The following is a 24,284-nucleotide window of genomic DNA, read 5'->3' as shown; positions in this document are numbered from 1 at the left end:
GGCGCAGTCCGGCAAACCGACAAGGAAACCATGAGCATCTTCGAGCTGGAACGACAGATGACCGGTGCTCCACCGGAAATCGTGCCGCCCGCGTCACCGAACCTGGACCCGGACTCCGTCGACCTGCCAGCCGGGACCGCGACCGCTCCGGCGCCCGCGGACATGCTCGGCCGGATCGCCGAACTGGAAGGCCGCAAGGCGGAGGCGGAAGCGGGGCCGAGCGAGCAGGCCACCCGCAACCAGCACGACCGCGGGAAGTTCACCGCCCGCGAGCGGCTGGAACTGCTCTTCGACGAGGGCACGTTCAACGAGGTCGAGCCCTTCCGCAGGCACCGCGCGACAGGGTTCGGCCTGGAAACCCGCAGGCCCTACACCGACGGAGTGGTGACGGGCTGGGGAAAGGTGCACGGCCGTATCGTCTTCGCCTACGCGCATGACTTCCGGATCTTCGGCGGTGCGCTCGGCGAGGCGCACGCCGAGAAGATCCACAAGTTGATGGATCTCGCCGAGTCCTCCGGCGCCCCGCTGGTCAGTCTCAACGACGGCGCGGGCGCCCGGATCCAGGAGGGCGTCACCGCGTTGGCCGGATACGGCGGGATCTTCTCCCGCAACACCCGGTCCTCCGGAGTGATCCCGCAGATCAGTGTGATGCTCGGCCCGTGCGCGGGCGGCGCCGCGTACTCGCCGGCGCTCACCGATTTCGTGTTCATGGTGCGCGGGACATCACAGATGTTCATCACGGGGCCCGATGTGGTGCACGCGGTCACCGGCGAGGAGGTCACGCAGGAGGTACTCGGCGGCGCCGACACCCACGCGGCGACCTCGGGTGTCGCGGCGTTCGCCTACGACAACGAGGACGAGTGCCTGGAGGAGGTCAGGTTCCTGCTCTCGTTGTTGCCGGCCAACAACCGCGAGCTGCCGCCGGTCTGGCCCTGTGACGACCCGGTCGACCGGCCCAACGACGTGTTGGTGGATCTGGTGCCGGCCGATCCGACGCAGTCGTACGACATGCGGGCCGTCATCGAGGAGATCGTCGACGAGGGCGACCTGTTCGAGGTCCATGAGCGCTGGGCCACCAACGTGGTGTGCGCACTGGCCCGTATCGGCGGCAATGTCGTCGGTATCGTCGCCAACCAGCCGGCCTCGATGGCCGGAGCACTGGACATCCAGGCTTCGGAGAAGGCGGCCAGGTTCGTGCAGACCTGCGACGCGTTCAACATCCCGCTGATCACCTTGGTCGACGTGCCAGGCTTCCTGCCCGGCAGGGACCAGGAGCACAACGGCATCATCCGGCACGGTGCCAAGTTGCTGTACGCGTACTGCAACGCGACCGTCCCGCGCATACAGGTGATCGTGCGCAAGGCGTACGGGGGCGCGTACATCGTCATGGATTCGCGCTCCATCGGCGCCGACCTCTCCTTCGCCTGGCCGAGCAACGAGATCGCGGTGATGGGGGCCGAGGGCGCCGCGAATGTGGTGTTCCGCCGTCAGATCGCGGCGTCGGAGGATCCGGAGGCCACCCGGCAGCTGCTGGTCGAGGAGTACCGACAGGAGTTGGTGCACCCCTACTACGCGGCGGAGCGCGGGCTGGTCGACGATGTGATCGACCCCCGCTGGACCCGGCGCACACTGGCCCGCTCCCTGGAGATGCTGCGGTCCAAGCAGCAGGTCCTGCCGGCCCGCAAGCACGGGAACCCCCCGGTATGAGCGAGCGATGGGCGGTGGAGCGCGGCGACGTCGGCCAGGAGGAGTTGGCGGCCCTGGCGGTGGTCCTGGCGAGTCTTTCGACGCGCGCCCAGGTACCCGGGCCCGAGACCGAACCCTCCCGCGCCGCATGGCGCCAGGGCTACGGGTACCAGAGCGCGGGCTCCTGGCGGGCGGCCGGACGATGACGCCGGGCCCGCCGGCCGCGGCGCGGTGGAGGGCGCGCGGGATGCAGCCGCCCTCCATGGCTGTTCGAGCGGGAATGCCGACCCTGGCACTCCCGCGCGTCGGACTTCAGGAGCGGAGAGGACGGCAAGGATGACGAAGGTGCCCTGGGACAAGGCGTTCGACGAAATACTGAGATCCAGCCTTCCCCTGCTGAAGCAGGACGAGGCGCTGCTGCCGAGCACGCCGCTGTCCGAGTACGGTCTGGACTCGATGGGGATGATGCAGCTCATCGCCCGGCTGGAGACCTCGCACCGGGTGACGTTTCCGCCCGGCACGATGCCCTCCTCCGCGTTTGCCAACCCGGGAGTGCTCTGGGGCATGGTGCAGGCCGCACAGCAGGCGACGGAGTGGGGGGAGCCGGACGGCGGGCACCGCGGTCCCGCACATCGGCGCCGGACCGGGCTCGCCGGTTGGTCGGAGCACGGTTCCCGGGGGACGGTCGCCGGGGCGTCCTGGCAGTACTGAGAAGAGGGTCCCGCACGCGAATCGCGCCCCGCCGGTGACACGGACCCGGCGGGGCGTACCCGTGTGCCGGGTCCTACCCGTCGAGTTCGGCGCGAACGCCTTCCAGGACCGCGTGCAGGGCCCGGGCGCTGACCTCGGGTGCGATCATCGGCACCGACCGCCCGGCGAGCAGGGCCTCGCTGTCGGCGACCATCGACGTGACGTCGCCGCAGCCGTCCTCGATCCACTGCTCCATGCGCATGCGTACGGCGATCCGCAGTTCGTCGCTGATCCCGGTCCAGTCGAACATCGGCAGTTCTGCGGTGAGGACCGGAATGCGCAGTGTCCGCTCGATGTACAGGCCGGCCGCCTCGCTGTCCGTGATGCCGATCTGTGCTGCTGCGAAGTAGGAATAGGTGCGCGGGCCGAGATGGTGCGTCCACTCCACCTCGTCGAGCGGGGCGTCGGGGAACGCGCCGGCCGGCGCGGAGGCGAGCAGCCGCTCGGCCTCGGGCCACCGGCGATTGCCGTACATGTAGGGGATCCGGGAGAACGCGTCGTTGTGGACGAGGATCAGTGCCGCGGGGGCGGCCAGCCGCACCAGCCGGCGGAAGTCGGCGGCATGGTGCTGGGCGGGTGTGACCGGAACGGCGGTGTGCGCGAACTCCGTCTGCTCCTCCAGCGGCTGCAGATAGCCGGTCCGCAGGAACTCCCGGAAGTCGCAAGGTAACGGGAAGCACCGGTCGGCGGGCGGCGGATCCACCGGCCAGACCACCGCCACCTGCCCGCACCCGTCGGCCAGCTTCTCCAGCGGCCGGTGCAGGGCGTACCCCAACGGTTCGTTGGCGTGCGGCATCAGCGCCAGGGCGATCACGGGATCGCCCGAGCCGAACCACTCGATGGTCATCTGCGGGCGGCCGGGCCAGGCGTACTCGGCGTCGTCGAGCGGAAGCCGGTAGCGGGGCCGGGAGATCCATTCCATGAAGGCACTCACCAGATGCTGTAGCCGCCGTCCACGACGAGTACGTGGCCGGTGACGTGGTCGGACATGGCGGAGGCGAGGAAGAGCAGCGGTCCGTTGAGCGCGTCGGCGGGGCCGACTTTGCCGTCCGGCATGAAGCGCTCCTGGAAGCGCCGGCCCGCCGCGGAGGCGAAGTAGGCGGCGTTCTTGGGGCCTTCGAGGTAGCCGGGGGCGAGCACGTTGATCTGCACGCCGGACGCCGCGTATTCGAGTGCGGCGCTGCGCGTGAAGCCGATCAGGGCGGCCTTGGCCGCCGCGTAGGCCGGGACGGTGGGGACGGGGTGCAGGGCCAGGACCGAGGAGACGTTGATGATCTTTCCCCGGCCACGGGCGGCCATCCGCGGCGCGAAGCGGCGGCACAGCCCCGCGGCCGTCTTGAGGTTGATGTCGAGCATCCGGTCGATCAGTTCGTCGTCGGTGTCGGCCAGCGGCCGGGCGTCGCCCGCGCCGACGTTGTTGACCAGCACATCGGCATCGCAGCAGTCGGCGGCCGCGTCCTGGACGGCCTGGTCGCACAGGTCGCCGCAGAGGTGGTCGGCGAGGATCCCGGCCTTGCGCATCTCGCGCAGCGGTTCCTCGTTGCGGTCGATGCCGACGACCGCGGCGCCCGCGGCGGAGAAGGCGGCGGCAGCTTCCCGGCCCACCGCTCCCGCGGCGCCGGTGAGCACCACCCGGCGGCCGGCCAGCAACCAGAGATCCGGCCCGGTCATACGGCGCCCTCCTTCTCCCCGGCCGGTGCGGGGGCCCGTCGGCTCCGTGCGGCTCCGGACCGGATCACCAGCGTCGCCCCGGCGCAGGAGAAGAGCAGCGCGCAGACCAGCGCCAGCCCGTCCGGTTGCAGCCGGGCGACGAGAATGCCGAGGAACGGGGCCAGGACGGCGAATCCCAGGCTCGACGCCGTGGTGACCACGCTCATCGCGGTGGCGTCGCCGCGGTCCGCGAGATCCCGCAGCACCAGGGCCCGGTACGAAGGCAGCAGCCGCCCCTGGGCGCACTGCACGACGAGGATCCCGGCCAGGACGAGGGTGACGGATGTCGAGGCCAGGGCGGCGGACGCGGCGACGGCGGCCAGTACCACCGTGCCGGTGCCGAGCCCGCCGGGTGCCAGGTGCAGCAGCAGAGCGGCCCCCAGTGCCACGGCGGCGGCGACCAGGCCGACCAGCCGCTCGTCGATCCCGGCGGCCACCACGTACACGGGCATCAGATACAGCAGGATCGAGAAGGCCGTCCCGGTCAGCACCATCGCCGTCAGGTCCCAGCGCAGCCCGGCCGCCTCGCGCACGGCGCGCACGACGCCGGTCAACTGGGCCGCCAGACCGGGACGTTCGCCGTCCGGGGCGGCGCCGCGTACGTCGGGGACCGTCAGGACCAGGCCGACGGTCAGGCAGAGCACGATGCCGCTCGCCACGAAGGTGGCCCGCAGGGAGATCAGCGAGAACGCGCTGGCGGCGGCGAAGACCACCGCGTTCCAGCCCAGCGCCCCGGCCTGGAACAGCCGCTCCCCGGACTCGAATTCCGCGTCGCGTCCGGCCCGCCGCAGCAGGGCGCCGGCCAGGCCCGCGTCACTGCCCTGGGTGAGCGCGGTGGCCGCCGCGAACAGCGGCTGCACCAGCCAGAAGACCAGCGCGTGCGGCCAGCAGCCCAGCAGCAGCGCGGCGGCGCCCTCCATGCCGGCCCCGATGGCCAGCGCCTGGCGCGGACCGATCCGGTCGGCGAGCAGCCCGGCCGGCAGGTCCACCAGCACGATCAGCAGCGCGAAGACGGCCTCGATGACGAGGAGAGTGCCCAGCGACACCCCGACCTGGCGGGCGTACAGCACGATGTAGGGGAGGAAGAAGTAGCTGCGCAGCAACAGCCGCGCGCCCAGCAGGCGTCCGTACGCGGCGGGCCAGGGGCGGTTCACCGGCGCGCTCCGGACGGGCTCAGCGCCTCCCAGCTGCCGGGCTCCTTCACATCGAGCCAGATCAGCTCCCGGTAGACGCCCTTGTAGTACGAGCAGTGCTCCGACTCACGGTCGAGCCGCTTGAAGTGCGTGTAGCTCTTGTGCACGCAGCCGCCGTGGCACATCTGCTTCCAGGTGCACTTCGCGCACTCGTCGATCTCCTCGACATGCCGATCGCGGAGCTGCCGCACCACGGGGCTGGTGTCGAGGACGTCGCGGATCGTCTCGCTGCGCAGGTTCCCGATGACGAACTCCGGCTTGCCGACCATCTCCTCGCACGGGTAGAGGTCGCCGTTGGTGTCGACGGTGATCATGTTGACCCCGGCGCCGCACGGGTTGCGCATGCACATGTACTCGCGCTTGAAGGAGCGCAGCGAACCCAGCTCGCCCGCGGTGAGGTTGGCCAGCGGGACGCTGGGGGCGCCGGACCGCCCGAGGCGGGCCACATGCCGGACGACGCCGAGGTACGCGGCCAGGTACCGGTCGCCGGTGAGCCACTGTTCGAGGCCGGCCTTCCCGGTGGTGAACACCGGCAGGAACCGTACGCTGGCGACGTCCAGCGCGGCCATCGAGTCGTACATCTCGACGATGCGGTCCGCGGTGCCGGCGTGCACGACACACACCGCGTGCACCGCGATCCCCAGCTCCTGGAGCCTGCGGATCCCGCGCACCACACCCCGGTACGAGCCCTTGCCCGCGTGGTCCACCCGGAACTCGTCGTGCGTCCCGGGAGTGCCGTCCAGCGAGACCCGGACCGAGAAGTCGTTGTCGGCCAGGAACCGGCACACCTGCGGGGACAGGTTGTAGGCATTGGTCTGGATGGAGAACCAGACCTTCTTCCCCGCGCGGGCGTAGACCCGCTGGGCGTGCGCGGTGACCTCGCGGATGGCCGGCATGGCCATGGTGGGTTCGCCGCCGTGGAACTCGAAACTGGTGAACCGGGTGGGCATCTCGACGAGTTCGTCGACGGCCTTGCACATCACCTCGGCGGAGAGCTGCTCCCGGGGGATGCCCTCCTCGATGGTGTAGCAGTAGGTGCACGCCAGATTGCACCAGTTGTGCACATGGAAGATGCCCAGCACCGGATAGCTGTTGTGAGCGGCCTTCGGGAGATCAGTTCCAGGCCAGGGGTAGGGCGCGTGGCGGAGGTGCCGCGCACCCGCTGGTCCAGCTCCAGCAGGCCCCGGTCGAAGAGCTCGCGGACGGTGTCGTGGGTGACGCGGGCGATCGGGTCACCCAGCGCATACAGGTCGCTGAGGGAGGCGGGGCCGTTCGCGTCGAGATGTGCGAGCAGGGCCAGTGCGCCGGCGTCCTCGGTGACCGTCCAGCCACCGGTGCCGGGCGCGACCACCAGTGTCTTCCCCGTGGCTACGCCGTCGCCGGCTTCGAGCTGGAGATGGTCGGAGACCCCGATCCGGGTGTCCGGCGCCAGGTCGATCGGCATGTGGCGGCCTTCCCTTCCCTACCGTCCGGCTTCCGCTCGCTCTGCGTGGTGCCGCGCTGCCACCTCCGGCCGGTGCCGGAAGGGGTGCGGCGCGGGCGTGCCCGCCCATGGCGTACGGGCACGCCCCTCGTTGTGCCGCTGCTCAGGTGGCCACCCAGGAGGACTCCACCGACTCCTCGTTCTGCTCCGACTCCTCCAGCTCTTCCGGCTTGCTGGAGGGGGACGACATCTTCTTCTCCGACATGAGATTCACCTCCTCCTCGATCCGTGGGACGGGTAGGTGAAGGGAAGGTGGCGAACGGCTCTCGAGCCGGGGTCGGGAGGTGCTGGACGTGCAGGTGGGTCACGGCAGCGGCTGGGGCGGCGTGGGTCCGGTGTAGTGGCCACTGGGACGCAGTCGCAGCGGGCGCTCCTGGTACTCCTCCAGCGCGTGGGCGATCCAGCCGGCGGTGCGGGCCACCGCGAAGACCGCCTCACCCGCCTCCGCGGGCATGCCGGCCGAGACCGACAGCACGGCGAGCGCGAGATCGACGTTGGCGTGCAGCGGGGTGTACCGCGCGGTCGTCTCCACCACTTCGCGGGCGGCGGTGAGTGCGGGGGCCGCCTGCGGCAGGTCCTCGAGGAGACCGAACAGCATCCGGGCACGCGGGTCCTCGCCCGGGTACAGGCGGTGGCCGAGCCCCGGGATCCGGCGCCCTTCGCGCAGGTGGTCGGCGACGACCGCCGCCGCGCTGCCGCGTTCCAGCACCTCGGTCAGCAGCCGGTGCGCGAGGCCGCTGGCGGCGCCGTGGAGCGGTCCGTCGACCGCGCCGAGGCCGGCGGAGACGACGGCGTACGGGTGGGCGCGCGCGGAGGCCGCGACCCGGGCGGCGAGGGTGGAGGCGGCCAGGTCGTGGTCGATGAGCAGGGTGAGCGCGGCGTCGAGCACCCGCACCGACGCCTGGTCGGCGGGGTGCCGGGTGAGCCGGGGCCAGAGCCGCTCGGCCAGCGCGCTCTCCGGTCCGTCCGCCGCGTCGGCCTCCCGTACGGGCAGGGCGCTGACCAGGGTGGCGATGAGGGCGGGGGCGGCGGCCAGCACGGTGGGCGCCGACAGGTCGAACCGCAGCGGATCGGTGACGGCCGCCGCGATCGTCACCGCCCGAAGCCGGTCCACCAGCCCGCTGTGGGCGGGCAGCGCCTCCACGGCCCGGCGCGCGGCGGCGAGGCTCTCGGGCGGCGCGGTGAAGCGGATGCCCGGCGTCAGTTCACCGGTCCACAGCCACGCGGCGGTCTCCTCGTAGCCGTAACGGGCGGCGAGGGCGCAGGCGTCGACGCCCCGGAAGTAGTAGCGGTCGGTGTCGATGAGGGTGATGCCGGTCCTGGCGGTCAGGTCCCACGGGCCGTCGCCACCGGAGGAGCCGGCGGCCCGGTCCGCCGCCATACCGTCGCCGCCCGGCCGTCCGCGTCCCGACCGGCGGGCGAGCGCGTCCACCTCCTCGGGGTCGAAGGTGCTGCCGCGCCCGCCGGGCGCGCGCCGGCTGGTGAGCAGCCCGCGGCTGACGTACGCGTAGACCGTCTCGGACTTCACCCCGAGCCGGCCGGCGGTCTCCCGGGTACTCAGCCGCTTTCCGCTCCCGCTCGTTCCGCCGCCCGTGTCGTCCGTCATGAGCCACACCGTATCCAGTCGTGTCCATATTGATTCAATCAACATTGACAAGCATTGAATCAATCATAGACAGTCGAATCAACATCCAGGGAGGAAAGCCATGCCCACCACCGAGCGGAACGCCCCGATCGATGTACCCCGCGGACTGAAGGGAGTGGTCGTCACCGACACCGCGCTCGGCGACGTCCGGGGCCTTGAGGGCTTCTATCACTATCGCCAGTACTCGGCCGTGGAACTGGCGGAGACCCGCACCTTCGAGGACGTCTGGCATCTGATGTTCTACGGCACGCTGCCCGACGCGGCGGGGCGCGCCGCCTTCACCGCGCGGACCGCCGAGCTGCGCCGGCTGCCCGCCGACGTCCGGGACGCCCTGCCCGCCATAGCCCGCTCGTGCGCGCTCGCCGGACCCCTCGCCGGACTGCGCACCGCCCTGTCGCTGGCCGGCGCCTCGGCCGGCTTCCGGCCGCTGTACGACATCGACGCCGACCGCCGCCGCGCGGACGCGCTCGCGGCGAGCGCCCTCGTGCCGACGCTGCTGACCGCGCTGCACCGGCTCGGCCAGGGACTGGCCCCCGTCGAACCGCGCGCGGACCTGCCGTACGCGGCCAACTACCTGTACATGCTGACCGGGCAGGAGCCCGAGCCCGCCCGGGCCCGGGCGATCGAGCGGTATCTGATCTCCACGATCGACCACGGCTTCAACGCGTCCACCTTCACCGCCCGGGTCATCACCTCCACCGGCGCGGACCTGGCCGCCTGTCTGGTCGGCGCGATCGGCGCGCTCTCCGGGCCGCTGCACGGCGGCGCGCCGAGCCGCGCGCTGGACACCCTGGACGCCATCGGGACACCCGAGCGCATCGACCCGTGGATCCGCGAACGCGTTCTGGCGGGCGACCGGATCATGGGCTTCGGGCACCCGGTCTACCGCACGGAGGACCCGCGCTCGCGGATGCTGAAGGAGATCGCCCGGGGCTTCGGCGGGCCGCTGGTGGACTTCGCCGTCCAGGTCGAGGAGCGCGTCGAGGCGATCCTCGCCGAGCTGAAGCCCGGCCGGGAACTGCACACCAACGTCGAGTTCTACGCGGGCGTGGTCATGGAGCTGTGCGGGCTGCCCCGCGAGATGTTCACCCCGACCTTCGCCTCGGCCCGGGTCGTCGGCTGGTGCGCCAACATCCTGGAGCAGGCCGAGGACAGCAAGATCATCCGTCCGGCGGCGCGCTACACCGGGCCCCCGCCGCCGCAGCCGGTTCCGGCGATCTGACCGGCGAACCGCGGTCCGGCCGGGCGCCGGTGGCGGCCCGGGCGGCCCGTGCGGCGGGTCAGCCGACGGGCCGGCGGTCCACCGGCGTCACCGGATTGCGGATGGTCACCGAGGTGCGGCGCGGACCCGACCACGGAGCCGGAACGGCATCGATGTCCCGCGCCAGCCGGTAGGCCAGCGCCTCGTAGTTCACCCGCCACCCCCTGAAGTGCGGCCAGGCCTCCTGCGGGGTGCGCTCCATCGGATAGCCCTGGTCCGCCATGCGCTGCACGCCGCGCAGGTACTCCGCGTACTCCAGGATCAACGGGTCGTCCGGCAGCGGATCGTGGTTGTACGCGACACCGCGCATGTCGGCGATGTCGCGCAGGCAGACGAAGCCGCCGCGCAGCGCCATCCGCACCTCGGCCTGCGGCCGGGAGGGGTTGAGCGCCAGCCGCAGGGCGGCCGCGTCCATCACCGACAGCAGGCTGATCAGCCAGTTCCGGGTGGCCCGGGGCGAGCGGAACATGATGAGCACCGGGTAGGTCGTATGGCTCTCGCTCACCTCGGCCGCCCACCGCTCCCAGTTGCGGAACAGCTCGGTGAGGCTGTCCAGCAGCTCCACCTGGGCGTACCGCGCCAGGATCTCCGGCCCCCACGGCGGGCTCCCGGCGCGGGCCTGCAGCATCGTCACCTCGGTCTCGCGGCGCGCGTACGCCCCGTAGAGCGTCGGCAGATAGCCGATCTGCAGACCGATGACGATCGGGCCGGTGGCCGCCGCGCAGAAGTCGATGGCCGTCAGCGTCGGGCGGCTGCTGCTGGCGAAGCCGAGGGTGAACAGCGAGGAGCCGGCCTCGAACAGCGACGTCTGGGGGCCGAGCCCGCTGACCGCGGCCTCCAGCAGGGCGTAGCCGCCCATGAAGCACGCCAGCCAGCTCATCAGCGTGATCACGATCGCCAGCGGGGCTGCGGGCGCGAGCACCCGGTCCTTGCTCTCGATGCTGTCGCAGCGGTCCGCCACCAGTTGGAAGGGCGCGTGCACCAGCCGTTGGACGATCTGGGTGAATCCCGAACGGCTCGCCCGCGGTATCACCAGCGTCCGCAGCACGGAGGAGTAGATGCCGAGCACGATGGCGGTACCCACAACGCCCAGCAGTGCGCGCAACACGGTGTCCTTCCAGGTCGGAGCGGGCCGGAAGATCGACTCGCTTCGCGGGAAAGCGTAAGCGCGGCCGCACCGGAACCGGCCGGGGCACGCGCGGCACAGATCACATACCGACTGGTCGGTCACCCATTCCCCTGGCGCCGCGCACGCTCTACCGTGAAACCTGCGGGAACACGGCCCATGACGGACCGGGAACGACCAGGAACGACGAGGAACAGCGGAAGGAGTCGCGTTGCGCGCGATCCAGATCACGGAGTTCGGCGGACCCGAGGTACTGCGGCAGGTGGAACTGCCGGCGCCCGAGGCACAGCCGGGACACCTGCTCGTGGAGGTGTCGTCCGCGGGGATCAACTTCGCCGACACCCACACCGTCGAGGACAGCTACCTCTCGCGCTCCACCCTGCCGATGGTCCCCGGCGCCGAGGTCGTCGGCCGCACCTCCGACGGCCGCCGCGTCGTCGCCCTCGCCGACAACGGCGGGTACGCGGAGATCGCCGCCGTCCGCGAGTACCTGGCGCACGACGTCCCCGAAGGCGTCAGCGACGGCCAGGCCCTCGCCCTCATCGTCCAGGGGCTCACCGCCTGGCACCTGCTGCGCACCTCCGCGCGGATCGCCGCGGGCGAGAGCGTCGTGGTGCACGCGGCCGCGGGCGGCACCGGGTCGCTGGCCGTGCAGCTCGCCAAGTCCTTCGGCGCGGGCCGGGTCATCGCCACCGCCTCCACCAAGGAGAAGCGGGACCTCGCGCTGGAACTGGGCGCCGACATCGCGGTCGACGCCGACGCCGAGGGGATGAAGGACCGGCTCGTCGAGGCCAACGACGGCAAGAAGGTCGACATCGTCCTGGAGATGACCGGCGGTCCGGTCTTCGACGCGTCACTCGCCGCCCTCGCGCCCTTCGGCCGGCTGGTGACGTACGGCATGGCCTCCCGCGTCCCCCCGACGCCGGTCCAGGCCGCCCAGTTGATGGGCCGCTCCCGCGCGGTCGTCGGCTTCTGGCTGATGCACTGCCTCGGCCGCCCCGGCATGTACCGCGAGCCGATGGCCGAGCTCCTGGCGATGACGGCCGACGGACGCCTCAAGCCCCAGGTCGGCGGCGTCTACCCGCTCGCCGACGCCGCCCGCGCCCACGAGGACATCCGCGCGCGGCGCACCCACGGCAAGCTGATCCTGGACGTGACGCGCTGAGCCGCCGCCGGCGGCAACTGCCCGCAGGGCCGGCCGGCGCCGAATGACCCGCTGATCCGGAAACCCGTGGCCCGTCGTGTTCGTTGTCCAAGATGCACCATGGACAACGGAGTACATCTCTCCCGCCGGTTCCCGGTCTGGGGAGCGTTGGGCCTGTGAGCCGACGCGCCGTGAAGCGCGGAACGGAATCCCTGATTCCCGGCCGGTTTTGATCCCTTTGTTCCGCCCCGAGCGGCCTAGGGTGGAGATCACATCCGAGAACGACCTGGAGGCAGTGGCGTGACGGCGTACAACGAGAAGGAAGTACAGATCAGCCCGACGGAGTGGGTGGCCACGCAGGCGCGGACCTACGAGGAGTCCGGTGGCACCAAGGGTACCGACATGAACGGCTCGCCCTGCCTGCTCCTGGACTACCTGGGCCGGCGCAGCGGCAAGTGGCACCGGACGGTGCTCATCTACGGCCGGGACGGCGCCGACTACCTGATCGTCGCCTCGAAGGGCGGCGACGACAACCACCCGCTCTGGTACCTGAGCCTGCAGGACAACGCCGAGGTCCATCTCCGCGTGGACACCGAGCGGTTCGCCGCCACCGCCGAGACCCTGTCGCCCGACGAGAAGGCCCGCGTCTGGCCCCACCTGGTCGACGTCTACGGCCCGTACGCGGACTACCAGCAGAAGACCGAACGGGACATCCCCGTCGTGCGGCTGCGCCGGGTCTGATGTGACATCGGCCGGGGGAGGCGGAGGCGCTGATGGTCTGCGCCGCCGCTCCTTCGCCGCCCCCGGAGGCGGGGTCTCGTAGGCGGGCCCGGCGGCCGAGTGCCCGGCCGGTCGTGCGACGTGCGGAGGATCTTCGGCCCCGCGGCCTTCAACCGGGCGGGTAGCGACGTCAGCCCGCAGGTCGATCCCCGGCAGGTGAGGCCGACGAAACACTGATGGCATGTCAACCAACACGGTCTGCTGACCCTGTGGGAGCCCCTGGTGCTGGCCTTGGCCTACGGCTACTACCGCCGTCGCTGCCGCCCGGCCGTCTGCGCGGTGGCGGACGTACGGCTGTCAGCCGCGGTTGCCCTGTACTCCGAAGTTGCATGGACCCCACTGGGTGAGCCCGGAGAAGACGTCCTTCTCCCAGGTGTGCGCGAACAGTTGGAACTGCTGGATGTTGTCGGGCGAGAACGGGATGCTGATGCGCAGGACGTGCGGCAGACCGGGGTCAGGACCGCCGTCGACGGCGAGCCCCTGGCCGTCCGCCGCCGTGTACGAAACCGCGAAGGGAACGGCCGAGGTGATGTCCAGGGTGCCGCGCCAGCCGTCGTGGTCCATCTGCCAGCGGCCGACCCAGAAGGCGTCCGTCTGCGGGGCGGCGTCCTGGGCGGCGACGTCGATGATGTAGCGGCCGCCGAGGATCGGCCGGTCCGCCGAGTCGTAGGACAGCTCGATGAAGGCATAACCGATGGAGTGAAATCCCGGGCGGCCGCGCATGTTCCGCTCCGGTGCTTCATGCACCGGCGGGCTCCGCCGCGGCCCGGGCGGTGGCGGGCGGCGGCTACGCGCTCGGCCGTGGCTCCCGTTCGTCGATGACGCGCTTGATCTTTCCGACCGAGCGTTCCAGGGTCTCCGGATCGACGACGGCCACCTCCACCGTCACGCCCACTCCGTCCTTGACTCCCTGCGCGATGGCGGCCGCCGCCGCGGTCCGCTGCTCGGGGCTCGCGCCCGGGCGTGCCTCGGCGCGTACGGTGAGCCGGTCGAGACGGCCCTCGCGGGTGAGCCGCAGCTGGAAGTGCGGTGCCACGCCGGGGGTGCGGAGCACGATTTCCTCGATCGCGGTGGGGAAGAGGTTCACCCCGCGCAGGATGATCATGTCGTCGCAGCGGCCGGTCACCTTCTCCATCCGGCGGAAGGGGCGCCGCGCCGTGCCGGGCAGCAGCCGGGTCAGATCGCGGGTGCGGTAGCGGATGACCGGCATCGCCTCCTTGGTGAGGGAGGTGAAGACCAGCTCTCCGCTCTCGCCCTGCGCCATCACCTGGTCGGTGAGCGGGTCGACGACCTCGGGGAAGAAGTGGTCCTCCCAGATGTGCAGCCCGTCCTTGGTCTCGACGCACTCCTGCGCCACCCCGGGGCCGATGACCTCGCTGAGCCCGTAGATGTCGACCGCGTCGATGTCCATCCGCTGCTCGATCTCCCGCCGCATCTCCTCGGTCCACGGCTCGGCCCCGAAGATGCCGGTCCGCAGGGACGTCGAGCGCGGGTCGATGCCCTGCCGCTGGAACTCGTCCAGCAGCGTGAGCATGTACGAGGGGGTGACCATGATGATGTCGGGCTTGAAGTCCTGGATGATCCGGACCTGGCGCGCCGTCATACCGCCCGAGGCCGGGATGACCGTACAGCCCAGCCGCTCGGCACCGTAGTGGGCGCCGAGGCCGCCGGTGAACAGGCCGTACCCGTAGGCGATATGGATCCTCTGTCCGGGCCGCCCGCCCGCCGCGCGGATCGACCGGGCGACCATGTCCGCCCACATGTCCAGGTCGTTGCGCGTGTAGCCCACGACGGTCGGGGCGCCGGTGGTGCCGCTGGACGCGTGAATCCGCCGGATGTCCGCCTCGGGCACGGCGAACATGCCGAACGGGTAGTTGTCGCGCAGATCGGCCTTGGTGGTGAAGGGGAACCGGGCGAGATCCTCGAGAGTGCGGCAGTCCTCCGGCGACACCCCGGCCGCGTCGAACGAGTTCCGGTAGAAGGCGACGTTGTCGTACGCGTGCCGCAGGGTGGCCCGCAATCGCCGCAGCTGAAGATCCCGCAGCTCCGCGCCGCTCAGCTGCTCACCGGCGTCGAGGAGGGCGCCGCCCGCTCCCGACCGATCGTTCGGTACTGTCGTCACGGGCTCAAGTAATCAGGATCCGCATCGCAGGTCAAGAGACGCGCGATGATCCACAGACTTCCGTGCGGCCCGACCGGCGCACCGTGCGGTAGTGCTTGACCCGGGCACCCGTGCCGTCCGAAGGTGGCCCGGGGCAGGTCCGGCAGCGGGGAGGCGTCATGGTCGCGGTGCACAGCAATACGGTCGACGGGGTGTTGCGGCGCAGCGCCCGGCGGGTACCCGACCGGGTGGCGGTGCGGTTCGGGGACCGGACGTGGACCTATCGGGAACTCGACGAGGCGGTGTCCGCGGCGGCGGCCGTCCTCCTGGAGCGCGGGCTGCGGCCGGGCGAACGGGTCGCGGCCTACGGGCACAACTCCGACGCCTATCTGATCGGCTTCCTCGGCTGTGCGCGCGCCGGCCTGGTGCACGTGCCCGTCAACCACCATCTGGAGGGCGAGGACCTCGCCTACCAGCTCGGGCAGTCCGGCAGCGTGCTGGTGCTCAGCGACCCGCAGCTGCGCGACCGGCTCCCCGCCGGCGTCCCTGTCCTGGCGCTCCGGGACGACGACACGTCGCTGCTCGCCCGGCTGCCCGCCGCCGGGCCGGCGACCGGTGCGGCGGAGGCCGGGGCCGAGGATCTCGCGCAGCTGCTCTACACCTCAGGGACCACCGCGCTGCCCAAGGGCGCGATGATGACGCACCGCGCGCTCGTCCACGAGTACGTCAGCGCCGTCACCGCGCTCGGCCTGCGGGAGGGCGACCGGCCGGTGCACTCGCTGCCGCTCTACCACTCGGCGCAGATGCATGTCTTCCTGCTGCCGTACCTGATGGTCGGCGCGGAGAACACGATCATCGCGGGACCGGATCCGCAGACGGTCTTCGACCTCGTCGAGGAGGGCCGGGCGGACAGTCTCTTCGCGCCGCCCACCGTATGGATCGCCCTCGCCAACCACCCGCAGTTCGCCGAGCGCGACCTGAGCGGACTGCGCAAGGCCTTCTACGGTGCCTCGATCATGCCCGTTCCGGTTCTGGAACGGCTGCGCGCCCGGCTGCCGCACCTCGCCTTCTACAACTGCTTCGGGCAGAGCGAGATCGGCCCGCTCGCCACCGTCCTCGGCCCGGACGAGCACGAGGGCCGGATGGACTCCTGCGGCCGTCCGGTGCTGTTCGTCGAGGCCCGGGTGGTCGACGAGGCCGGCCAGGACGTACCGGACGGCACACCGGGCGAGGTCGTCTACCGCTCACCGCAGCTCTGCGAGGGCTACTGGGACAAGCCCCAGGAGACGGCGGAGGCCTTCCGCGACGGCTGGTTCCACTCCGGCGACCTCGCCGTGCGCGACGCCGAGGGCTATCTCACCGTCGTCGACCGGGTGAAGGACGTCATCAACTCCGGCGGCGTGCTGGTCGCTTCCCGGCAGGTCGAGGACGCGCTCTACGGGCATCCGGCGGTCGCCGAGGTCGCCGTCGTGGGACTGCCCGACGAACGCTGGATCGAGGCCGTCACCGCGGTGGTCGTGGCGCGCGGCGACGTCACCGAGGACGAACTGCTGGAGTACGCCCGCGGACAGCTCGTCCACTTCAAGGCGCCCAAGCGGGTGCTGCTCGTCGACGAACTGCCGCGCAACGCGAGCGGCAAGATCCTCAAACGCGAGCTGCGCGACCGCTTCGCACCGGACGCCGGGACCGCCTGACGCCCGGCGCGCGATGAGAGGATCGGCGCATGATCTTCCGCACCGCCACCCGCGACGACCTGCCCGCCCTCATCGCCCTGCTCTCCGAGGACACGGTCGACCAGCCGGTGCCCGCCCAGGACGCGGCCGCGGTCGACGAGGCCTACAGCCGCGCCTTCGACGCGGTGGACAGCGACGCGCGCAACGAAATCGTCGTGCTGGACGACGGCGCCGGCACGGTGCTCGGCTGCCTCCAGCTCACCTACATCCCCGGTCTCGGCCGGCGCGGCGCGGAACGGGCGCTCATCGAAGGCGTCCGGGTGCGGTCCGACCGGCGCGGCGCCGGACTGGGCCGCGCACTGCTCACCCACGCCGTCGAACGCGCCCGCGGCCGCGGCTGCGCCCTGGTCCAGCTCACCAGCAACAAGCGGCGCACCGACGCGCACCGCTTCTACGACTCGCTCGGCTTCGTCCGCAGCCACGACGGTTTCAAGCTCGCCCTGTAGGTTCCGCGGCCGGGCGTACGGCCGCTCAAGGTCCCGGATTTCCCCGTGGAGTTGGCGGTCACTAAGCTCCCCGGATGATCACCAAAAGACGGCTGGCGGCCGGCCTGTGCGGCCTTGCCGCAACTCTCGCCGCCGGACTGTTCCCGGCGTCCGCCGCCGCGGACGAGCCCACAGCGCAGGAACCACCCAAGATCGACCTGGTCCTGGACGTCAGCGGGTCGATGAGCGCGCGGGACGTGGACGGGAAGTCGCGGATGTCCGCGGCGCAGCAGGCGTTCAACGACGTGCTGGACGCGGTGCCGGACGATGTCCGGCTCGGCATAAGGACGTTGGGGGCCACCTATCCCGGCAAGGACATGAAGACCGGCTGCCAGGACAGCAAGCAACTGTACCCCGTGGGCCCGGTCAACAGGACCGAGGCGAAAGCGGCCGTCGCGACGCTGCGCCCCACCGGCTGGACCCCCATCGGGCTGGCGCTGCGCGGCGCAGCCCAGGACCTGGCGGGCGGTGACGCCACCCGCAGGATCGTGCTCATCACCGACGGCGAGGACTCCTGCGGCCAGCCGGACCCCTGCGACGTCGCCCGTGAACTCGCCGCGCAGGGCACCCACCTGGTGGTGGACACCCTCGGCCTGGTGGCGAACGACAAGATCCGCAAGCAGCTGAGCTGCATCGCCGAGGCCACCGGCGGCACGTACACCTCCGTCCAGCACACCGACCAGCTCTCTTCGCGCATCAAGCAGCTGGTACGGCGCTCGGCGCAGACTCCGCCGGTCGTTCCGAAGGCGGTCCAGGGATCGGCACAGTGCGGGAACGCGGCCGGCATCACCCCGGGCGTGTACACCGACCGCGAGGAGTTCGGGCAGCACCGCTACTACAAGGTCGCGGTGACCGACGGCCAGGAACTGCGGGCCACGGTCAGCGTCGGCGCCGACCGGGCGGTGAACGCGGACTACGGCGTACTGCTGCGCGCGGTGAGCGGTGAGGGCCAGGAACTGGTCCGCGGCTCGGACGCCGGCAGCGGCCGGACCGATGTGATGTCCTCCGGACTGCGCTACGTCTACCCGGAGAAGGACACCGACTCGGACGACGCCCCGCCGCCACACACCGTGTGCCTGGAGGTCAGCAACTCCTTCTCGGCGCCGGACGCCGTCAAGCGCACCCCGGGCCTGCCCGTCGAGCTGACGCTCGACCTGGTCGACGCCCCCGACGAAGCCGGTGATGTCGCCGCGTTCGGCCTGGGCCGCGGCTGGGTGCTGCTCGGCGTCCTGGCGGTCACGGGACTGTTCGCCGGACTGATCTGGGGCTGGCTGACCCGCTGGCGCGTCGCCGTATGGAGGAGCAACTGATGCGTACGACACGTCTGGTGACCGCCGCACTGCTCACCGGGGCGGCCCTGCTCGGGCCCGCCGCGACCGCGCTGGCCGACACCCCCGGCGCGAGTCCGAGCACGGACCCCGCAGCGAGCCCCAGCGGGAGCTCCGGCACCGAGGAGGAGGCCGCGCCCACCGAGGCCGGCACCGCCTTCCGTACCGCCACCGCGATCCGGCAGGGACAGGCCGCCACGGCCGCCGCCTCGACCGGCGACTACCTGTACTGGATGTTCCCGGCCGCCGCGGGGCAGACCGCCACCGCCAAGGCGACGGTGACACTGCCCGACCAGGCCAACCGGCACGGTGCGCAGACCTGGCAGATCGACGTCTACGACGGTCTCCGCCGCCGCCAGCCGTGCGTCTCGGGCGACCGGACGGTGAAGAGCCCGGACTCGGGTCCGTCCGTCACCCTCACCTGCACCCTACGCACGGTGCGGCCGATCGCCGACACCAGGTCCAACGACCCGCTGCCGGGCGCGTACTACGTACGGCTGACCGTCATCGATCTGCCCGCCGACGATCTCGGGCAGCCGTTCAAGGCGGAGGTGCTCGCGACGACGAAGGACGCCGGGGGAGCGCACTCCGAGGGCGGCGAGCTGGCCGTCCCGCTGACCCCCGCGACGCAGCCGGACGCGCTCGCCGCCCCGGAGGGCGGGTGGACTTCCGGCTGGTGGTCCGACCGCTGGCTGTGGACCGCGGGCGGAGGTGTGCTCGGCGCGCTCGCCGCGATCGGCGGCTACACCCTCACCAGGGGACCGCGCCGGTCCTCGGCCCGGGTGCCGTCCCAGGGGTACGCGGGGCCGCCCAGCGGTTCACGGGACGCCGAGGCGTACTCGAGGCACTGAACGGCCGGGAGAAGGCGGTCGGAGGTCGGACCGCCTTCTCCCCACCGTCAGGGCGAGACAGTCAGGGCGACAGGGTCAGGGTGAGACGGGCGATCCGGCCCTTCTCGCCCGACGCCCAGCAGCTGAGGTCGGGGGCACAGTCGACCGTGTCGAAGGACCCGGAGTCGAACTGCCGCCAGCCGCGCCCCGAGTTGAGGGACAGATCGCTGCCGGTGGGCCCGACCGCGATCGCGGCGAAGCCCGGATAGGGGAGCCACGCGACACCCGAGCGGTACGCCTGCGGTGGCGTCGCGGACACCGTCCAGGTGGCGCCGCCGTCCCGGCTGACCGCTCCGGCGCTGGGCGAGGCCTGGTCGGCGCGGTAGGCGCCGCCGACGGCCAGGCCGTGCCGGGCGTCACGGAAGGCGAGGGCGAAGACGCCCTTGGCGGGGTCACCGGCCGGGATCACGGTCGGCGCCGCCGTCCACGTCAGACCCCGGTCGCCGGAGTGCAGCACGCGGGAGGCCGCGCCGCCGCCGGTGGCCAGCCACACGTCACGGCTGCCCGACGTGACCAGGCACTGGCCGCTCGCCGCGAAGGAGGCCTCGCCGTCCTGCGCGGCGGGCATGCCGTCGGAGGGCAGCACCCGCCAGCTGCGGCCGCCGTCACCCGTGGACAGGATCCGGTACTTGCCGTCCACCGGGTCGCTGACGGCCAGTCCGTTCTTCGCGTCGAAGAACGTCAGACAGTCGTAGAACGCCTTCGGGTCGGGGTTGCGGAAGGTCTCGGTCCAGCTGGCGCCGCCGTCCTGCGTCCGGTAGACGCGGGAGGCGTCGCCCTCGCCGATCGCCAGGGCCACCGCGTGCCGCGCGTCGAACGCCTCGATGTCGCGGAACTCCAACTCCGCAGCACCCGGCGGGGACACATTGCCCCAGCTGGCGCCGCCGTCGGTGGTCCGCAGGACGGTGCCGGCGGAGCCCGCCGCCCAGGCGGTCCTGCTGTTCACCGCCGACAGGCCGCGGAACCGGGACGTCGTCCCGGTCGCCTTGAGCTCCCAGCCGAGCTTCGGCAGGCTCACCTTCGCCCCGTTCGCCTGTGGCGCGGCCGGCTTCGTGCCGCCCGGCTCCGGGCCGGCCTGCGCGGGAAGCGCGGCCACCGCGACCAGTGCCGCCCCGCACAACCCGATCGTCACCGTACGTCTCAGTATCCCCATGGCACTCATGCCGCGGAACGTAGCCGACCCCCTCGATGCCGTCCAGACGGCACCGAGGGGGTCGGCGGATGCTGACCGGGTGGATTCATCCCGTGGTGGCCGCCTTGCGGGGCAGCAGCAGGACGAGTGCGGCGAGGGCGACTTCGACGGCGATGAGGAAGCCGAGACCGAGACCGAAGGCGTGCGGGAAGGACTCCGGCTGTCCGCTGCCGACCGCGTCGTAGAAGATGATGCCGATCAGCGCGACGCCCAGCGCTCCGCCGATCTGCTGGATGGTGGCCACGGCGCCGGAGGCGGAGCCGACCAGCTGGGGCGTGACGCCCCGGAGCACGGTGGTGGTGAGCGGTGCGATGACCATGCCCATCCCCAGTCCGTCGAAGAACAGCCCGGGGACCAGCCAGCCGATGCCGCCGGTGGTGCCGATGCGGTGCGAGGCCTCCCAGAGGAGTGCCAGGCCGAGGACCATGCCGAGGGCGCCGACCGAGATGGTGTGCCGGCCGAGCCGTGCGGACAGGTGGTGGGCGGTGGTCGACGTGATCATGTAGCCGGCGCCGATCGCGGTGAAGACCACTCCGGAGGCGAGTGCGTCCAGACCGCGGCCCTGCTGCAGATAGAGGGCGAGCACCAGGAAGAACGACGCCTGGCCGATCCAGAACACCAGCTGGGCGAGGACGCCGACGGTGAACGTCCGCTCCCGGAACAGCGCGGTGTCGACCAGCGGGTCGGCGCCGCGGCGGCCCAGGCGGTGCTGGTGCACGGCGAACTCCGCGAACAGCAGGGCGGACAGCGCCAGGCACAGCCAGGTCCACAGCGGCCAGCCCTGCTCGCGGCCCTGGATCAGCGGCAGTACGAGGGCGACGACGGCAAGGGTCGACAAAGCGACACCGGTCACGTCGAGGCGGGGGCGCTGCGGGGCGCGGGACTCGGTCAGGGCGCGCGGGACGAGCAGCAGTGTCACGGCGCCGACCGGCAGGTTGATGAGGAAGCAGGTGCGCCAGTCGAGTCCGAAGAAGTCCGCCTTGATGAGCAGGCCGCCGATCAGCTGGCCGAACACCGCGCCGATACCCATGGTCAGCCCGTACATGCTGAACGCGCGGGCCTGGGCCTTTCCGGCGTAGTCGGTCTGGATGATGGAGAGCACCTGCGGGCCCATCAGCGCGGCCGCCAGGCCCTGCAGGACGCGGGAGGCCACGAGTATTCCGGCGGTCGGGGCGATGCCGCAGGCCACGGAGGTCAGGGTGAACAGCGCCAGCCCGACGGCGAAGATCCGTCTGCGGCCGAACATGTCACCCAGCCTTCCGGCGGTGATCAGCCCGGTGGCCAGGGCGAGTCCGAAGCCGGCGACCACCCACTGGATCGACGCGGTGCCGGCGTGCAGGTCCACCTGCATGGACGGGATCGCGACATTGACGATGAAGAAGTCGAGGGCGGTCATGAAGGTCGCGATCAGGAGAACCAGCAGGCCCAGCCCCGGCCGGCGGGCGGGCGGCCGCTGACGGTCGGCGGCGGAGGGGATGGTGCGTTCGTCGGTGAGGGGCGATGCCATGGCGGAACTCCTGTGGACGATTGGGCGACGGGGCGTAGGGCTGCGGCGGGGGCGGGCCGGACGGGCCCGCCCCCGGGGCGGTTGCTCAGGCCGCCGGAACCTTGTCGAGGAAGCCGAGGACGCTGCGCAGCCGGCCGTCCCCGGTCAGCACCGCGACGTCGAACCCGATCACCAGCGACTCGCCGCCGGCCGGGCCCAGTTCCCAGGTGAAGCGGGCGATGTTGTGATGGGCGTCGACGGGCCCGCCCAGGGTGAACACCAGTCCGGGGAACTGGGCCTGCACGGCGCCGATGGTCGCGTCGATCGCGTCACGCCCCTCGGCGACCACCAGCGGGTCGGTGTACTCGGCGTCGTCGGCCCACAGTTCGTCGATCGCCGAGCGGCGGGCAACGGGGTCGGTCTCGTTCCAGGTGGCGAGGTAGCGCTCGACGAGGTATTGGGTGTCGCTCATGTCCGGGGTCTCCCTGCGGGTTGGTGCGCGGCGTGCGCTGTCGTGTTGTTGCTGTGCTGCGTTCCTGCAGGTCAAGACGTTACGGAGATCGAACGGACGCGGAATCAGTCATCGTTAGGTACTTGGGTGCGGATCGGCGGCCGTCTCCGCGCTCGGGGCGGCAGCGCGGTGCGGGATGATTCGGGCGTCGGCGCGGGCCTCCCGGCGGTAGCGCCGGCAGCCGCGGAGGGCGATGCCGAGACGGCGGAGGAGCGCCCGTCGCTCGCGTTCGTGCCGCGCTGCGGTGGTGAGGGCGTTGCTGGCGGCCACGACCAGGGCGACGTTCGCTTCGGCCAAATGCCGCTTCGCGGCCGCCAGGTCGGCGAGCGCCTGCTCGAGGCAGGCGTCCCGCCGGCGGATGGTGGTGAGTCCGAGCACGGGATCCCTCCTGCTGCGCTGGTCGAAGGGCTCGCCTGCGCGGCGCTCCCGGTGTTCGTCGGCGTGGACGTAGTACGCGACGGCCTCGTCGCGGGTGAGTCCTTGGGCCTCGGCGATCTCGTCCCAGGTGGCAGCGCCCTCAAGGGCGTCACGCACTGCCTTCCACCGGCCGTCCAGCAGCCGGCGGACGAGCTCGGCGTTCGCCGCCAGCGACTGCAGCGGGGTGACGTGCGGCACGGCCAGTTCCAGGGCCGCCCGGTCCGCCTGGTCGTGGTCGCCCGACTCGACGGCGAGTACGTGAACGATTTCGATCCGGGCCAGGCGAGGGCCCTGGTTCCACCGTGCGAGCAGCTGCTCCAGCGTCATGGGCTCAGGCATCCGCGGTCACCGCCTCCGTGCCCTGGGCAGGGGTGCCGGGCCCGGTCGCGGCGAGCCCTTCGGTCAGCGAGGTGACGGCGCCGGCCGGGGGAGCAGCGGCGGCCACGGGAGCAGGGGCGGGTGCCGGCAGATAGGGCACGGCGGGCCGGAGCGGGCCCACTTGGTGGACCACGTTCGCCAACGAGCACGGAACGTTCTGCCCGGCGGCGACGAGGAGCGGCATGTCGTCCGGACCCCTCCGGCCCAGGTACTTCCAGCGGCAGCCGTCCCGGTCGACCACCGGGCGGCCGAGGTCGTGGACGCGTCCGTACAGCCGGTACGGGTCGATCGCGGCGGCGGCGAGAGCGTCGAGCAGCTCGGGCACACCGTGTGCGACCAGCCGTACTTCGGTGTCCTGCAGCCGGCCGTACGTGACCTGGGCGTTGCCCACGGACCGCCCGGAGTCGTGCCGGGAGACGCCGGTCTCGGCCATCCAGTGGTCCCAGTCCTCAAGGGACCTGACCCGGACGGCGACGACAGCGCGGTCGTAGTGGGTGCCGATCTCGATCACGTCGGCGTGTGAGACGTACTGCGAGAGAAGCCACCCGGCGACCTGCATGGCTGGGTCGCACCGCTCGTCCCACGCCGTGGCGGTGAGTTCGAGCTCGGTGCCCTCGCCCTCGGCCTCGGTGGCCTCGCCCTCGGCCTCGGCCATCGGCGCCCGAGCCGGGCGGCCAAGACCCTCGGCGGACGTGATCAGCCCGGCCGCGTCCATGGCCGTCGCGATGCGCGTCGCCACGTCACCGGTCGTGAACTGCGCCAGCCCCTCGTGAATGACTCGCGCGGCGCGGGAGAGGTTCGGATTCATCAGGCCGACCGCATCCCTCGACGGCACGGTCGGCTTACGCAGCGCAGCGCCGGCTTCCGGCCCGCCGAAACCTCCTCGATAGCCGCCAGGCCGAAGGCCTCCAGCTCGGGCGGGAGATGCCCGCAGTGATCCGGGGCCGTCACCATCGACTCATGGCCCAGGCGCCGCTGCACAGCC

24 protein-coding genes are annotated in these 24,284 nt (G+C 71.8%); 10 read left to right on the top strand and 14 right to left on the bottom strand.

The features are described from left to right. Nucleotides 1–162: 162 nt before the first annotated feature. The 3 genes from O3W51_RS16305 (at nucleotide 163) to O3W51_RS16295 (ending at nucleotide 2,397) form a co-directional block, all read left to right on the top strand. Nucleotides 163–1,707: an acyl-CoA carboxylase subunit beta gene (locus O3W51_RS16305; protein ID WP_164298242.1), complete on the top strand. Its 1,545-nt coding sequence runs from the start codon at nucleotides 163–165 to the stop codon at nucleotides 1,705–1,707. Further along, on the top strand, nucleotides 1,704–1,892 hold the full coding sequence (locus tag O3W51_RS16300) for an acyl-CoA carboxylase epsilon subunit (RefSeq protein WP_138358397.1): 189 nt from the start codon (nucleotides 1,704–1,706) through the stop codon (nucleotides 1,890–1,892). Before O3W51_RS16305 ends, O3W51_RS16300 begins: the two co-directional genes overlap by 4 nt. Before the next feature lie 130 nt (nucleotides 1,893–2,022). After that, complete coding sequence (locus O3W51_RS16295; protein WP_164298188.1) at nucleotides 2,023–2,397, top strand: acyl carrier protein; 375 nt, start codon at nucleotides 2,023–2,025, stop codon at nucleotides 2,395–2,397. Between the two features lie 73 nt (nucleotides 2,398–2,470). Here O3W51_RS16295 and O3W51_RS16290 read toward each other — a convergent pair whose 3' ends face one another. The 6 genes from O3W51_RS16290 to O3W51_RS16265 form a co-directional block, all read right to left on the bottom strand. Beyond that, nucleotides 2,471–3,358: a hypothetical protein gene (locus O3W51_RS16290; protein ID WP_198357489.1), complete on the bottom strand. Its 888-nt coding sequence runs from the start codon at nucleotides 3,356–3,358 to the stop codon at nucleotides 2,471–2,473. An 8-nt stretch (nucleotides 3,359–3,366) separates the two neighbouring features. Next, on the bottom strand, nucleotides 3,367–4,107 hold the full coding sequence (locus O3W51_RS16285) for an SDR family NAD(P)-dependent oxidoreductase (protein ID WP_138358403.1): 741 nt from the start codon (nucleotides 4,105–4,107) through the stop codon (nucleotides 3,367–3,369). Beyond that, nucleotides 4,104–5,300: an MFS transporter gene (locus tag O3W51_RS16280; RefSeq protein ID WP_198357490.1), complete on the bottom strand. Its 1,197-nt coding sequence runs from the start codon at nucleotides 5,298–5,300 to the stop codon at nucleotides 4,104–4,106. Before O3W51_RS16280 ends, O3W51_RS16285 begins: the two co-directional genes overlap by 4 nt. After that, complete coding sequence (locus tag O3W51_RS16275; protein WP_269286358.1) at nucleotides 5,297–6,421, bottom strand: radical SAM/SPASM domain-containing protein; 1,125 nt, start codon at nucleotides 6,419–6,421, stop codon at nucleotides 5,297–5,299. The genes O3W51_RS16280 and O3W51_RS16275 overlap by 4 nt, the downstream gene beginning before the upstream one ends. Continuing rightward, nucleotides 6,319–6,783 (bottom strand): hypothetical protein, encoded by a 465-nt coding sequence (locus tag O3W51_RS16270; RefSeq protein WP_269286357.1) that lies wholly within the window; start codon nucleotides 6,781–6,783, stop codon nucleotides 6,319–6,321. Before O3W51_RS16270 ends, O3W51_RS16275 begins: the two co-directional genes overlap by 103 nt. Before the next feature lie 343 nt (nucleotides 6,784–7,126). Next, nucleotides 7,127–8,428, bottom strand: a complete 1,302-nt coding sequence (locus tag O3W51_RS16265; RefSeq protein WP_269286356.1) for a citrate/2-methylcitrate synthase — start codon at nucleotides 8,426–8,428, stop codon at nucleotides 7,127–7,129. Nucleotides 8,429–8,528: 100 nt separating this feature from the next. On the opposite strand from O3W51_RS16265, the gene O3W51_RS16260 reads away from it, so the two are divergent. Continuing rightward, nucleotides 8,529–9,689 carry a citrate synthase/methylcitrate synthase gene (locus tag O3W51_RS16260; protein WP_269286355.1) on the top strand — a complete coding sequence of 387 codons (1,161 nt, stop codon included), beginning with the start codon at nucleotides 8,529–8,531 and terminating at the stop codon, nucleotides 9,687–9,689. A 58-nt stretch (nucleotides 9,690–9,747) separates the two neighbouring features. Here O3W51_RS16260 and O3W51_RS16255 read toward each other — a convergent pair whose 3' ends face one another. Then, a complete protein-coding gene (locus O3W51_RS16255) occupies nucleotides 9,748–10,836 on the bottom strand; it encodes a hypothetical protein (RefSeq protein WP_269286354.1) in 1,089 nt (362 codons plus the stop codon). A gap of 229 nt (nucleotides 10,837–11,065) precedes the next feature. Between O3W51_RS16255 and O3W51_RS16250 the strand changes: the two genes are divergently transcribed. Both O3W51_RS16250 and O3W51_RS16245 read left to right on the top strand, forming a co-directional pair. After that, nucleotides 11,066–12,019 (top strand): quinone oxidoreductase family protein, encoded by a 954-nt coding sequence (locus O3W51_RS16250; protein ID WP_198357493.1) that lies wholly within the window; start codon nucleotides 11,066–11,068, stop codon nucleotides 12,017–12,019. A 279-nt stretch (nucleotides 12,020–12,298) separates the two neighbouring features. Continuing rightward, nucleotides 12,299–12,739, top strand: coding sequence for a nitroreductase family deazaflavin-dependent oxidoreductase (locus O3W51_RS16245; protein ID WP_138358417.1), 441 nt, complete (start codon nucleotides 12,299–12,301; stop codon nucleotides 12,737–12,739). Nucleotides 12,740–13,075: 336 nt separating this feature from the next. On the opposite strand, the gene O3W51_RS16240 is transcribed toward O3W51_RS16245, so the two are convergent. Together O3W51_RS16240 and paaK are read right to left on the bottom strand one after the other, a co-directional pair. Beyond that, the gene (locus O3W51_RS16240; RefSeq protein WP_138358419.1) at nucleotides 13,076–13,525 is read right to left on the bottom strand and encodes a hypothetical protein; all 450 of its coding nucleotides are present in this window, start codon (nucleotides 13,523–13,525) and stop codon (nucleotides 13,076–13,078) included. Nucleotides 13,526–13,565: 40 nt separating this feature from the next. Beyond that, nucleotides 13,566–14,900 carry a phenylacetate--CoA ligase PaaK gene (paaK, locus tag O3W51_RS16235; protein WP_269286353.1) on the bottom strand — a complete coding sequence of 445 codons (1,335 nt, stop codon included), beginning with the start codon at nucleotides 14,898–14,900 and terminating at the stop codon, nucleotides 13,566–13,568. A gap of 158 nt (nucleotides 14,901–15,058) precedes the next feature. Here paaK and O3W51_RS16230 point away from each other — a divergent pair, with 158 nt between their 5' ends. From O3W51_RS16230 to O3W51_RS16215, 4 genes are all read left to right on the top strand, one after another. Beyond that, nucleotides 15,059–16,573 (top strand): fatty acyl-CoA synthetase, encoded by a 1,515-nt coding sequence (locus tag O3W51_RS16230; RefSeq protein ID WP_269286352.1) that lies wholly within the window; start codon nucleotides 15,059–15,061, stop codon nucleotides 16,571–16,573. Nucleotides 16,574–16,602: 29 nt separating this feature from the next. Then, nucleotides 16,603–17,058: a GNAT family N-acetyltransferase gene (locus O3W51_RS16225; RefSeq protein ID WP_269286351.1), complete on the top strand. Its 456-nt coding sequence runs from the start codon at nucleotides 16,603–16,605 to the stop codon at nucleotides 17,056–17,058. Nucleotides 17,059–17,132: 74 nt separating this feature from the next. Next, complete coding sequence (locus O3W51_RS16220; protein WP_269286350.1) at nucleotides 17,133–18,407, top strand: VWA domain-containing protein; 1,275 nt, start codon at nucleotides 17,133–17,135, stop codon at nucleotides 18,405–18,407. Next, nucleotides 18,407–19,276 (top strand): hypothetical protein, encoded by an 870-nt coding sequence (locus tag O3W51_RS16215; protein WP_232485095.1) that lies wholly within the window; start codon nucleotides 18,407–18,409, stop codon nucleotides 19,274–19,276. Before O3W51_RS16220 ends, O3W51_RS16215 begins: the two co-directional genes overlap by 1 nt. A gap of 61 nt (nucleotides 19,277–19,337) precedes the next feature. Here O3W51_RS16215 and O3W51_RS16210 read toward each other — a convergent pair whose 3' ends face one another. From O3W51_RS16210 to O3W51_RS16190, 5 genes are all read right to left on the bottom strand, one after another. Then, the gene (locus O3W51_RS16210; protein WP_443048290.1) at nucleotides 19,338–20,468 is read right to left on the bottom strand and encodes an oxidoreductase; all 1,131 of its coding nucleotides are present in this window, start codon (nucleotides 20,466–20,468) and stop codon (nucleotides 19,338–19,340) included. Nucleotides 20,469–20,553: 85 nt separating this feature from the next. After that, nucleotides 20,554–22,014, bottom strand: a complete 1,461-nt coding sequence (locus O3W51_RS16205; RefSeq protein ID WP_269286345.1) for an MFS transporter — start codon at nucleotides 22,012–22,014, stop codon at nucleotides 20,554–20,556. Between the two features lie 85 nt (nucleotides 22,015–22,099). Then, complete coding sequence (locus O3W51_RS16200) at nucleotides 22,100–22,465, bottom strand: nuclear transport factor 2 family protein (RefSeq protein WP_269286342.1); 366 nt, start codon at nucleotides 22,463–22,465, stop codon at nucleotides 22,100–22,102. A 114-nt stretch (nucleotides 22,466–22,579) separates the two neighbouring features. Next, on the bottom strand, nucleotides 22,580–23,260 hold the full coding sequence (locus O3W51_RS16195) for a hypothetical protein (protein ID WP_269286340.1): 681 nt from the start codon (nucleotides 23,258–23,260) through the stop codon (nucleotides 22,580–22,582). Beyond that, on the bottom strand, nucleotides 23,253–24,107 hold the full coding sequence (locus O3W51_RS16190) for a BN159_2729 family protein (RefSeq protein WP_269286338.1): 855 nt from the start codon (nucleotides 24,105–24,107) through the stop codon (nucleotides 23,253–23,255). Before O3W51_RS16190 ends, O3W51_RS16195 begins: the two co-directional genes overlap by 8 nt. Nucleotides 24,108–24,284 lie beyond the last annotated feature (177 nt).

It is taken from the genome of Streptomyces sp. H39-C1, from assembly GCF_027158125.1.
Taxonomy (GTDB): domain Bacteria; phylum Actinomycetota; class Actinomycetes; order Streptomycetales; family Streptomycetaceae; genus Actinacidiphila; species Actinacidiphila fildesensis.
The sequence above is the reverse complement of the archived record's forward strand: the minus strand, read 5'-3'. Positions and strand labels throughout refer to the sequence as shown.